Raw genomic sequence first — 12,157 nt, 5'->3', positions numbered from 1 at the left:
CAAAGTTAACCAAAAGAAATGACTAGTACAGCTTGGCGCAAGTGAAGCTACTATTGTGAGTCTTGAAAAAATCTCGGTTTTTAGCCTTAGAAAATTGTAAGCGTATTTACGCCGCACGGTACTAGTAGAATTTTCTGAATAAAATAATATAACTAATGTATAAGTTCTGTGATCTATCTAAGGAATTTAGCTGAATCAGTGGTAATCATCCAGTATAGTTTTGCATGGGTTTTATAGCAGCTACAAGGCTGCTATCTTTAACCTTATTCGACACACTGTAATTCAGCACATCACAGACGGAAAAAATGAAATACCGGGGTTTTCACATTTCTCTAGCAGAGATTTTTCGCCTTTTTTCTAGCAGCCATCTCAGATATACTTTGCGCGTGGGAGCCGGACTAACGGCAATGCTTGTTGTCTCTAGTGGGTCAATACTACTACCTGATGAGGTTAATGCTGGTGCGACTCATTCAGAAGGTATCGCCCCAACTTTCACAGCGCAAGCTCCTGCAACTGCCTCAGTAATTTACGTTAATTCAGCAACTGGTGCAGATAGTCCTGGTGCTGGTGCAACCTCAGCTGCACCTTTTAAAAGCATAAGTTTCGCTCTCAGTCAAGCCCAATCAGGTGCAGTTATTCAATTAGCACCTGGCAACTATAACCAGGAAAGTGGCGAAACCTTTCCACTGTTGCTTAAACCAGGGGTAACATTACGGGGTGATGAAGCTACTAAAGGTCAGGGGATATTAATTACAGGTGGAGGTTTCTACACTAGTCGCACCTTTGCCAGACAGGACATTACCGTGCTCGCTGACCAAGATACCACGATCGCAGGTGTCACCGTCACCAACCCAAATAGCCGGGGTACGGGTGTGTGGGTGGAGTCAACTAATCCGATTATCACAAACAGTACTTTTACTAACAGTGTTAGAGAGGGTGTTTTTGTCACGGGTACAGGCAATCCCAAAATCGAAGGTAATGTCTTTGTACAAAACAAAGGCAATGGGATTTCAGTTGTTAGAGCTGCTCAAGGAGAAATCCGGAATAACTTATTTCAGGATACTGGTTTTGGTCTAGCGATCGGTGGCACTTCCACACCCCAAATTGTGGAAAATCAAATCGTCCAAAACAAAGATGGTCTTTATATCTCCGAATCAGCAAAGCCCGTATTGCGTAAGAATGTCATTCAGAACAATAAGCGGGATGGTGTAGTAGCAACTGTCAATGCTCAACCCGACCTTGGCACTAACGAAAATCCTGGTGGAAATCTTATTCGCAATAACACTCGTTATGATGTGAACAACGCCACAAAAACTAGTCAAATTGTCGCTGTTGGCAACGATATCGATCAGAAAAAGATTTTCGGCTCAGTAAATTTCGTTGCTGCAACTGTTAACGTACCCCCTGGAGGGTCTGTCGCATTTAAAGATGTGCCAGCAAATTACTGGGCAAAAACCTACATCGAAGCTTTAGCCTCCCAAAATATTATTGCTGGCTTTCCTGATGGCAGCTTTAAACCCAATGATCCTGTAACCCGCGCTCAATTCGCCACTATTGTCACTAAAGCCCTAACACCACCAACCAAACGCCCAGCAATTAAATTTAAAGATGTAGCAAGCAATTTCTGGGCTAACGCTGCAATTCAATCTGCCTACCAGAGTGAATTTGTTTCTGGTTATCCCGATGGAACTTTTAAGCCACAGCAAAAAATTCCCAGAGTACAGGCGTTAGTATCTTTAGCTAATGGTTTGGGCTTAACTGCGAATAATCAGAGTGTCCTTTCCTTTTACACCGATGCTGCCCAGATTCCTAATTATGCGATCGCTCCTGTTGCTGCGGCAACTGCACGGCAATTAGTAATCAACTATCCCACAGCAAAGCAACTCAATCCTAATCGGGAAGCGACTAGAGCCGAAGTTGCTGCCTTTGTTTACCAGGCACTCGTCAATGCTGGACGTGCCCAACCAATTCCTTCATCCTATTTAGTAACAGTTCAGTAAATGCCTAGTCCCGCAGGACAAAAGTCAAAAGTTAAAAGTCAAAAAGCTTATAGAGCATACTTTTTGGCGATTTAGAATGGGTGGTTTATTTCCGCCGTGCTGTACTAGTTAGCAAATTGGAAGCGCCAGACTAACAAATTATCAGTCTGGCGATTCCAATATTGTGAGTTTTATTTCTTTTAGGGGTTTTTAAATATAAAATTTGGGATCTTTAAATATAACTGACCCCGTTTAAATGTGATTGGTTTTATGGTCAGGGTCTTTATATTGGCTGACCCTGTTTCAAAGATTTCTAGTTTCTCAGAAATTTTTGCTTTTTGAAATTTCCTAATAATTTTTTTATTTTTTCTTTTGAGATTTTAATCTTCATCAAAACATTAATAAGTTTGAAGAATATAAAGATATAAATTAACAACTAAACCTTCTCCCTTCAGGAATTAGAATTTTTATCCGATTGGGGGCGTCGTTGCCGACGCTGTTCCCAACGCCAGAGGAAGACCATTAGGGCAACTATTCCTACTTGGAGAGCTAAACTAGGCAAAGCACTCTCAATATTGCGTCCGGCAAGCACTTGGAAGAAAAAAACGAATGCACCGAGTGAGCCAGAAGCACCGAAAGCGATGTAGAAAAATTGTCGTAAGCCGCGATAAGGAGCGGCTATTTCTGCTTTGAGGCTGGCGTATTGTTCAGGGTTAAGACGATTTTTGCGATTTTGATCTACCATGATTAAATCATGTTATACTCTTAGATTGTGTACGCCGATGTGGCTCAGTGGTAGAGCAGCTGATTCGTAATCAGCAGGCCGTGGGTTCAAATCCCATCATCGGCTTTGATGAAAGTATTACTCAACACTAACTTAGATGTACCTAATTTGTATAGTGACAAATTACCTGTCGTCGGTGACAGATTAATGTCATCGTGACAAATTATTGTCATCAAACCTAGTAATTCGCTTCCATATTTACAGGTGACAAGTTATTGTCATTTTTCTGAAAAGCAATAATTTATATTGGAGCTTAGATAAATTTAAACCCTTATTATTACGCTTTTAAATTCAAAAAGCTCTTTTAAGTAGTCATGCAAGTTTAAATTATATATTGTCATTACAACTGCTTCATTTTGTTGGCAATGACATAAATACTTTTACATCCCCACTTGATAACTTATATGGATAACTTCAGCTTAATGACTTTAGCTAAAAGCCGATGGTAGGATTTGCTTTCAACCCTTTCATTCTTGGTAATCAATTATAACATCAGCCAGGTAAAGCAGTTTCATCTCAGGTTAGTTTTCATCCATAAGCGGCTTTACTTTTAATGCTTTGAATTAATCTGGTGTAGCTCCAGGAATGGACGTTAACTCAATACTATTTGGCGTATTTTTGTTGAACTAATCTTTGGGCATCCACTTCTACTACAGATGCGATCGCATTCAATTCTTGCTGACTAGGACGAGCGTTAAAATGAAATCTTTCCCACCGTGCCAATGCCCTATGCCCTATTCCCCATGCCCAAAAACTCCAGATAGCAAGTGGCGTGGAGTTTTTTATTTAAGTTTTTCGTGAGCAGCCAGAATAATTTTTTCGGTTTCTTCCCAGCTAATACATTTATCAGTTACAGAAATTCCATATTTTAATTCTTCTTTACCAGTAATTGGTTGACTACCTTCATACAAATGCGATTCCAGCATCATACCAATTATTGATATATTACCATCTACTATTTGCTGAATAATATTTTCTAAGACAGCACTTTGTAATTTGTAATCTTTATTGGTATTGCCGTGGCTACAGTCAATAACAATTCTGGGTGGTAAATCTGCCTGTTTTAACTTCTCTTCTACCAGTTTGACATTTGCTGCATCAAAGTTAGGCTGACTACCACCCCTTAAAATTACATGACCGTAGTCATTACCTTTAGTTTGAAAGACACTGACCTGTCCGTTTTGATTAATTCCTAAAAAATTATGCGGGTTTCTAGCTGATTGTAGGGCATTCAAAGCTACTTGAATATTGCCGTCAGTACCGTTTTTAAAACCCACAGGCATCGAAAGCCCACTTGCCATTTCGCGGTGAGTTTGTGATTCGGTCGTGCGTGCCCCAATGGCAGACCACGTAATTAGTTCACTAATATATTGAGGTATGATTGGATCTAGTGCTTCTGTGGCAGCAGGTAATCCCAATTCTGTAATTTTTAATAATAGATCCCGTGCAATTAATAACCCATTTTCTACATGGAAAGAATCATCCATATCTGGATCGTTAATTAACCCTTTCCAGCCTATGGTTGTTCTTGGTTTTTCAAAGTACACTCGCATAATTAATAGCAGCTTATCTTGGACTCGCTCGGCCAATCTTTTCAACCTTTGAGAATATTCGAGGGCTGCTTTTGGGTCGTGGATTGAGCATGGGCCAACTACTATAAATTTTCGGCGATCCTGAAAATCTAGGATCTGTTCTATTTCTTGCCTATATGCTAAAACCCTTTGCTCGGCTAATTGTGTTAAAGGTAATTTTGATTTGACTTCATTGGGAGTTAATAAAATATGATCGTTCTCAATGTTAGCGTTCTCGATATTACTATTAATAAATAATTTGTTGTGCATGGTGATGCTCTGGCAATTCTATGTACGCACTTCAAATCAAAATTGTAACACAAACCTATGAAATTTTAAAACGGTTGTTTCAGGCTGTTCTTGGCTATCCTGCGATCGCAAATAGACCATCTGTAGCAAACATTGCCGTGCCCTTACGAAATATGTAGTTTTTACACTTACACATATTTGGTATTTCTTGTCAATGCGTAACTCATAATAACTGAAAAAGGGAAAATATTCCCCTTTTTCTTTACTATTGGACTACTGACTCAGTAATAGTGTATATAATTACTGCCATACAAACACTTTGGCTTCGTATGGGCCCAAGTCAGTTATGATGCCATCGTCACCAGTTTCCACATCATAATTGCCTGTCCATTCATGCCATTTACCAGCGCTAGGAAAGTTAGCAACATGATACTCACCGAGGAAGTTTTCTGAGAAATTTGCAATTACGACTACACGAGAACCTTCATCATTCCAACGAGTATAAGCTAATACTTTTGCTTCGGCATTTTCGTGGATAAAATCAATATTTTCTGTGTAAAGGGCATGATTGCTTTTACGCAGGTTAGTTAAACCTTTGTATGATTCAAATAAACCACGATTTAAATCATTACCTAACAACGTCCAATCGATTTTAGCTGATTCAGGTTGTTTAGGTTTATACTCACCAAATTCTTCTCCCATCCAAATCAAAGGTATGCCAACAGCAGTCATTAGGATGGCTACTCCTAATTTAGCTCGCCTAAAGGCTTCTTCATCAAAAATCTCACGGTTCCCCAGTTCTACCATGATATGATTATGGTCGTGGTTGGTGAGGTAATTTACTACATTGGTGGCACCCAAGAAGCCTTGGCGCTTGCAGTCAATAACATCTTTGAGACGCTCTAAATCAAATGTATCACCGCAAATATGTTCTAAAATGCAGTGATAGAAACTGTCATGCCAACAACCATCCATTGGGCCATCTACATTGGTAATGCTGGCAGTTTCAGGAATGTGTTCAGCAACGTTGTAAAAAGGCTTCATGCTAGCAGTTTTTTTGGCTTCCTGAACAATCCAGTGCATGAAATCGTAGTTAGCAATTTGCCGCGCGGCATCATAGCGAATACCATCAAGATGATATTCTGATATCCAAAAACGGATTGTTTCACCAATAAATTTCCGCGCTGGATGAATATTTAATTTTTCGTCATAATGTTCATAATTAAACTCAGGCCCCCAGTTATTATCAGGATCGCGAGGTTCGTGATGATACCAATAATCGTGGTCAATTTGTGTTAAAGGAGCAGATGCTTCTGAGTGGTTATAAATACCGTCAATAATTATACGAATACCTCTACCATGACACTCATCAATCAAATTTTTTAACTCAGCAGTAGAACCATAACTAGATTCTGTTGCAAAGAAGTGGCGAGGGTTATAACCCCAACTATAATCACCAGGATATTCTTTAAGTGGCATCAACTCAATAGCGTTGATTCCCAATTCACATAGATAATCTAACTTTTCAATGACATGTTTGTACTTGCCTCGTGCATAAGGATCATCCTCGCCACCAGAAAAATCACCAACATGCAATTCATAAATTACTAATTCCTGGTCAGCAGGTAAAGGTTTATCATCATGTTTCCAAATGTATGTATCGGTAATCTTTTTACCATCTTTGACCCGGATAACACCATCATCTTTTCCACTCTGTTCATCTATATCAGTTGCCTCAGGGTCTGTAACATCAACCCATTGTTCTGGCTCCAAAAACCATGAATTTGACTGGACGCGGAATTTATATTTATAAACACCGTCTTCTAGTTCAACACTTGTACGAAAATAACCATCATCACCTTTATCCATTGGAATTTCTTGCCAATCAGAAAAAGAACCAATTAATGTGGCTCCTTTATTGTAAGGTGCAAATAAACTAAATTCAATTGGCTTTGCCATAGAACTGTTTGTAATATCAAGGGTTGATAAAAGTATTTTCTAATACTTAATTCAGTTTACAAATCGCTCTAGAGAAATAATTATATAACTAGTGCTTCTGCCTTGAGGATGATTTTATAAAAATTTTTAAAATAAACTATTTTTTATCAATTTTTGACTAATTTTATAATTTATTTTTTAACTAATTTCTAGATTATATTTAATACACTTACTCTTTATAATACTAAAACTTAAAAATTTTTATTAAATTATTAATTAGCAGATATTAAGTAAAACTATGACAATCCTATTTGAGTTTTAAAAATTATCGAACCGCCAAGTCACCAAGAGCGCCAAGAGAAAAAGCAGAGAAGTTTATAAATTATTTAGGACTGCTATATAGCGGTTTGCAGTTGAGTAAGATACAAAAAATTTACTGAAGTGATTTTACAGTAGGGACTTTGATATTCTCATTCAATTGAGAAACGCTATAAAATAGTTATTGCTAAATATCTGCTGTATAAGATTACTCAATTTTGTCGTTAGTTTGTTGCAAATAACTTAACAACCAACCTGCTGCTGTCGCTCTGCGAGTTTGCCGAGGCCCAAATTCCCCAATTTTGTAACCTTTGAAACCCAGTTTGTCTTTGAGCAATTGTTTATTTTCAACAGGAATGGAACGAGTCAACTTGACTGTTGCGGGGCGAGATTCAATAAAATTTGGTGGTTGGGGGTAATCATTTTGCCATTCTGGTGCAACTAAGCTAGTATCCCATTGTGCAGTTGAGGAATCATAGCGATAGCCTAAATAATGCCATAACAACTGGTTGACTGTGGCATCATCAAGTTTTTCGTCAATAATTGCCCGAATTGTTTCTGTATTGAGTGGTGGCAAGTTAGACATAAGCAAACAATTCAAAATTCCAAGTTTAAAAACTGATTACTGATTAATTAAATTAACTACAGTTAGTAGGTATTGAAAAATACTTTATCACTACTCTGCAACACTCCCAAAGATAGACAAATTACTAAAGTGACTCTGAATAAGGAGATTCGCTAACTCAGGAGGAAAATTAGAGGGATAGTCAGTGGCAAAGAAACAACGTGATGAAGAATGAGATAATCGCGATCGCCAGTACAGATATCGCGGTGATAATGGCGAAAGTCGAGATTAATTTCGCTAGTTGGAGCTAAAAGCAGCTTGTGTGTACACAAACTAGGTAGACTGGAAATCGTAAAGATTAGACCAGTCTATGCAGAATTCCACAGCACTGCCAAAGCTCATCCGCGCCCATGTATTCATTTCTGGCCAAGTCCAAGGAGTCGGTTATCGCTATTCAACTGTGGATACAGCGAGCCAGTTGGGATTAACTGGCTGGGTGCGAAATCTCCCTGATAACCGAGTCGAAGCAGTTTTTGAAGGGGCGCGAGAAGTTGTAGATAATATGGTTCGCTGGTGTCACTCTGGCCCACCTGCTGCTGTAGTTAAAGATGTTGTGGTTGAGTATGAAGAACCGGAAGGGTTGCGGGGATTTGAAGTTAAGCGGGTTGAGTAAATAGTTAGTCATTAGTCATTAGTCATTAGTCCTTTGTAAATTTTGTAAATGACCAATGACTAATAATAATCAATTGGTATAGGACTGATAAGCTGTTCCACAAATAACCTTGCATATCTTGGGCAGGCGAGACGCCTACCCTACAATAAATATCCAATTTCAGATTATGCAGACTAGATGTGGTTTAGCTTATTTGATTTTTGAAATACACAAAAGCGTTTGCATCTACTGATGGGAATAGTTCAAAAAATTTTGCCTTTAAAATTTGAGGCAATGCCTATGGCAACTCCTTCAAGTGTACGCGCAAAATTCCTTGAATTACTTGTTGTACAGCTTCTTTACTCAAGCTGCCATCTATCCGCACAATTCTTGAAGGATAGGATGCTGCTAACTCTGCGTATCCTTGCTGAACGCGCTGATGAAAAGCGATTGTTTCTTGTTCAATGCGGTCTAAACCTATTCCATCTCTCTGTTTACGGGCTAGTCCGACTTCGACATCGATATCTAACCAAATAGTTAAGTCACTTTCTAAACCAGCAGTGGCAATATGATTAAGCTGATTGATTAAACTCATATTAAGACCGCGACCATATCCTTGGTAGGCAATGGTAGAGTCAGTGTAGCGATCGCATAAAATATATTTCCCTGCTGTAAGATTTGGTTTAAGTTCTTGTTCAACGTGTTGCGATCGGTCAGCAGCATACAACAAAAGTTCTGTTACTTGTGCAACTGGCTCGCCCTGAGCAAAGCCGAAGGGTTTATCCTCTGCCTTCTCTAATAGCAAACGCCGAAGATGTAAGCCTAATTCTGTTCCTCCTGGTTCACGAGTAACCACCACTGAAACACCTAGACTTTCCAACCACTGACAACAAAGCTGTATTTGGCTGGTTTTACCACAGCCTTCTACCCCTTCAAATACAATTAATTTGCCATTCATGCTTCTTTATATTCACTGCTTTAAAATAACTTTTACATATAAACTCTTTGTTCAGAACCTTTAAGACGTAGTAACTCTAACTAATAAGCTTATATGTTACATCTGGGGCTTTGGCTACGACGCGATCGCCCGGAAGTTTTGTTTCCTCGCATATCTCTAGCCATTTTGCTGTTAGAAGTTGTGGTGCTAGTGGTGGATGGACTTACCTGGGGTTGGCTCAACTTACTAATTGGGCTATTATTTCCTATTAGTGTCATGGGAATAGATGCGGTGGTTCGCCGCGTGAACTTCCCTCCCTTCTATCCCAATTGGTGGATGCCGCGATATAAATCGCGCCCTGTGGTAATTATCAAAGACTCAGTAGTTCTCCAAGTCAGTATCTTGATATTTTTACTGTGCAGCACAGTGGGAGTTGGTTATTTGGTGACAAATTTAACAAAGTTGCAAGTACGGCAGGCGAAAATCTATTTGTAGTGCTACTGATGACGGTGGCATTTGTAGGAGTAGCGATCGCTTGTTGGATAAGTTTACCTCAAGTGGTAGCGGTGAATAATTCTAATCATTTGAGATAAATAACGATTACAGCAATATATCACAGCATTAAGGAAACAGAATAATGTTAAAGGTTTTTGCCGATCGCGGTGGTACATTCACAGATATTGTTGCTGTTACTAATAATCAAGCAATTATAGACAGACTCTCAAGACATCCTGAACGTTTTTTAATTCTGACTTTACCTAATCAGCAATGGATTATAGTCTACAAGCTGCTTTCAGAAAATCCTGAACAATATCAAGATGCAGCTATCCAAGGAATTCGGGATATCATGGGTATTTTCGGCAACGAACCCATTCCTACTGAAGCGATAGAAGTAGTAAAAATGGGGACAACAGTAGCAACAAATGCACTGTTAGAAAGGAAAGGAGGTAGAGTTGTTCTTCTCATCACCAAAGGTTTTAAAGATGCGCTGCGAATTGGCTACCAAAATCGTCCTAATATCTTTGCTCGTCATATCGTTTTACCAACCATGCTTTATGAGCAAGTGATTGAGATTGATGAACGTTATGATGCTCATGGCAATGAATTAATGCCTGTAAATATTGAACAAGCGAAAAATGACTTACTAGCAGTTTATCACACAGGAATTAAAAGTTGTGCTATTGTTTTTATGCACAGCGATCGCTATCCTAAACACGAACAAGAAATAGCCAAAATCGCGCAAGAAATCGGCTTTACACAAATATCTGTATCTCATCAAGTTAGTCCCTTAATGAAATTAGTCAGTCGAGGAAATACAACAGTAGTCGATGCTTATTTAACTCCGATTCTCCGTCGCTATGTCAACCAAGTAGCGAGTCAGTTACCTGGAGTCAAATTAATGTTTATGAAATCTGACGGCGGTTTAGTTGCAGCCCAACAATTTCAAGGTAAAGATAGTATTTTGAGTGGCCCGGCTGGAGGTATTGTCGGTGCAGTTCAAAGTAGTAAAAGAGCAGGTTTTGAATTAGTTATTACCTTTGATATGGGAGGGACAAGTACAGATATCGCCCACTTTAAAGGAGAGTATGAACGACAGCTAGATTCGGAAATTGCTGGGGCGCGGATGCGAGTTCCCGTATTAGCAATTAATACCATTGCGGCTGGAGGTGGTTCAATTCTCTTTTTTGATGGTTCTAGTTATCGTGTCGGCCCTAAATCTGCTGGTTCAAATCCTGGCCCTGCTTGTTACCGACGTGGGGGGCCATTAGCGGTTACTGATGCTAATGTAATGTTAGGCAAAATCCACCCACAATATTTTCCCTCAGTTTTTGGAATTGATGGGAATTTACCTTTAGATAAAGATACTGTCATTCAGCAATTTACCCAATTAGCCCAAGATATTCAAGGCGCTACATTAAATCATTGTACTCCTGAACAAGTAGCGGCTGGATTTATTGCGATCGCAGTGGAAAATATGGCGAACGCAATTAAAAAAATCAGTCTACAACGGGGTTATGATGTCAGCCAATATGTACTTTGTTGTTTTGGCGGTGCTGGCGGGCAAGTTGCTTGTTTAATTGCCGATACCTTGGGGATGAAAAAGATATTTCTACACCCTTATGCTGGAGTTCTCTCTGCTTATGGAATGGGATTAGCTGATGTACGGGCGATTAGAGAAGGGGGAGTAGAACAGCCTTTAACTCAAACATTAATTACTAAATTACACCACTTAATAGAAGATTTAGAAACTCAAGCTAGAAGTGAAATAGATGAAGATAATATCCAAGCAGAAATAGTTTGCAAAGTCAACTTAAAATATGAGGGGACTAACTCTACATTGACCGTTAATTTTACTGATGAAGTAGCAGTGATGCAACAAGAATTTGAAACTGAACATAAATCTCGTTATAGTTTCGTTCAATTAGAGAAAACCTTAATTGTTGAATCTGCCTCAGTGGAAGTAATTCAGAAAATGGAGACTCCCGAAGAACCTTTAATTATTCGGACTCGCCCTTTAGATGAAGCTCCTGTATCTGTTGAGATAGTAAGAATGTTTAGTACTGATAGATGGTATGATACTCCTGTTTATCGGCGAGAAGATTTACAACCAGAAGATAGGATTAATGGGGCTGCGATCGTTGTTGAAAAAATTAGCACCATTGTAGTTGAACCTAACTGGCAAGCAAGATTAACTCAACAGAACCATCTAATTTTAGAACGTTTATAAATCGGCTGTTGTTCTCGAAAATACTCACCCTCGCTACAGGAAATGCGAATTTACACCCGCGCCGGATTCTCTACAATAAGCGAAATCTTGCATATTTCGCTCCTGCCCAAGTAGATAGTGATAGCTAGTAGTAAACACTGAAGTGTTTAAAAAAGTGCTTAACTCAGATATCGCACCAGTGAAAAAACATCAGTAATAGCAAAAAAGAGACAGAAATTAATGCAGTACAAACACACTATTTACAAATAAGCCAATTCGCTAGTTATGAAAGACAATAAGGTTAGTATTTAGAGTACAATCTCTTTACCATAGACAATATCCTCGCTCGCTAACAACAATAAGAGTAAATCAGTGAAAACGACTAGTCCTGATCATAGTAAGATTAGCCCGACTGCCAAGTTGGTGGCTTATTTCCGGCAATTTTCAGATATTCCCT

General features: G+C 39.0%; 10 protein-coding genes and 1 tRNA gene. 6 read left to right on the top strand and 5 right to left on the bottom strand.

From position 1 onward, the window contains the following. Positions 1-305: 305 nt before the first annotated feature. Positions 306-2,000: a DUF1565 domain-containing protein gene (locus V7L20_RS07875; protein ID WP_334743536.1), complete on the top strand. Its 1,695-nt coding sequence runs from the start codon at positions 306-308 to the stop codon at positions 1,998-2,000. Between the two features lie 430 nt (positions 2,001-2,430). Here V7L20_RS07875 and V7L20_RS07870 read toward each other — a convergent pair whose 3' ends face one another. Then, positions 2,431-2,724, bottom strand: a complete 294-nt coding sequence (locus V7L20_RS07870; RefSeq protein WP_334743535.1) for a DUF3493 domain-containing protein — start codon at positions 2,722-2,724, stop codon at positions 2,431-2,433. A gap of 33 nt (positions 2,725-2,757) precedes the next feature. Between V7L20_RS07870 and V7L20_RS07865 the strand changes: the two genes are divergently transcribed. Continuing rightward, positions 2,758-2,829, top strand: a tRNA-Thr gene (locus tag V7L20_RS07865). A gap of 716 nt (positions 2,830-3,545) precedes the next feature. Here the strand turns inward: V7L20_RS07865 and V7L20_RS07860 are convergent. Next, positions 3,546-4,604 (bottom strand): 3-deoxy-7-phosphoheptulonate synthase, encoded by a 1,059-nt coding sequence (locus V7L20_RS07860; RefSeq protein WP_334743534.1) that lies wholly within the window; start codon positions 4,602-4,604, stop codon positions 3,546-3,548. A 20-nt stretch (positions 4,605-4,624) separates the two neighbouring features. Here V7L20_RS07860 and V7L20_RS07855 point away from each other — a divergent pair, with 20 nt between their 5' ends. Further along, positions 4,625-4,762: a hypothetical protein gene (locus V7L20_RS07855; protein WP_334743533.1), complete on the top strand. Its 138-nt coding sequence runs from the start codon at positions 4,625-4,627 to the stop codon at positions 4,760-4,762. A gap of 121 nt (positions 4,763-4,883) precedes the next feature. Here V7L20_RS07855 and V7L20_RS07850 read toward each other — a convergent pair whose 3' ends face one another. Both V7L20_RS07850 and V7L20_RS07845 read right to left on the bottom strand, forming a co-directional pair. Further along, positions 4,884-6,542, bottom strand: coding sequence for an alpha-amylase family glycosyl hydrolase (locus V7L20_RS07850; RefSeq protein ID WP_334743532.1), 1,659 nt, complete (start codon positions 6,540-6,542; stop codon positions 4,884-4,886). A 505-nt stretch (positions 6,543-7,047) separates the two neighbouring features. Beyond that, positions 7,048-7,425, bottom strand: coding sequence for a DUF1823 family protein (locus tag V7L20_RS07845; RefSeq protein WP_334743531.1), 378 nt, complete (start codon positions 7,423-7,425; stop codon positions 7,048-7,050). 349 nt (positions 7,426-7,774) lie between these two features. Between V7L20_RS07845 and V7L20_RS07840 the strand changes: the two genes are divergently transcribed. Beyond that, positions 7,775-8,077, top strand: a complete 303-nt coding sequence (locus tag V7L20_RS07840; protein WP_334743530.1) for an acylphosphatase — start codon at positions 7,775-7,777, stop codon at positions 8,075-8,077. Between the two features lie 277 nt (positions 8,078-8,354). On the opposite strand, the gene tmk is transcribed toward V7L20_RS07840, so the two are convergent. Beyond that, entirely contained in the window at positions 8,355-9,014 is a 660-nt protein-coding gene (gene tmk, locus V7L20_RS07835; RefSeq protein WP_334743529.1) for a dTMP kinase, read from the bottom strand. A gap of 93 nt (positions 9,015-9,107) precedes the next feature. On the opposite strand from tmk, the gene V7L20_RS07830 reads away from it, so the two are divergent. Beyond that, positions 9,108-9,488 carry a hypothetical protein gene (locus V7L20_RS07830; protein WP_334743528.1) on the top strand — a complete coding sequence of 127 codons (381 nt, stop codon included), beginning with the start codon at positions 9,108-9,110 and terminating at the stop codon, positions 9,486-9,488. A 142-nt stretch (positions 9,489-9,630) separates the two neighbouring features. Next, positions 9,631-11,721, top strand: coding sequence for a hydantoinase/oxoprolinase family protein (locus V7L20_RS07825; RefSeq protein ID WP_334743527.1), 2,091 nt, complete (start codon positions 9,631-9,633; stop codon positions 11,719-11,721). The last annotated feature ends 436 nt before the right edge of the window (positions 11,722-12,157 follow it).

Origin of the sequence: Nostoc sp. (genome assembly GCF_036916735.1) — a bacterium.
Taxonomy (GTDB): domain Bacteria; phylum Cyanobacteriota; class Cyanobacteriia; order Cyanobacteriales; family Nostocaceae; genus Nostoc.
Note: the sequence above shows the minus strand (reverse complement) of the source record. Positions and strands in the feature narration are given on the sequence as shown.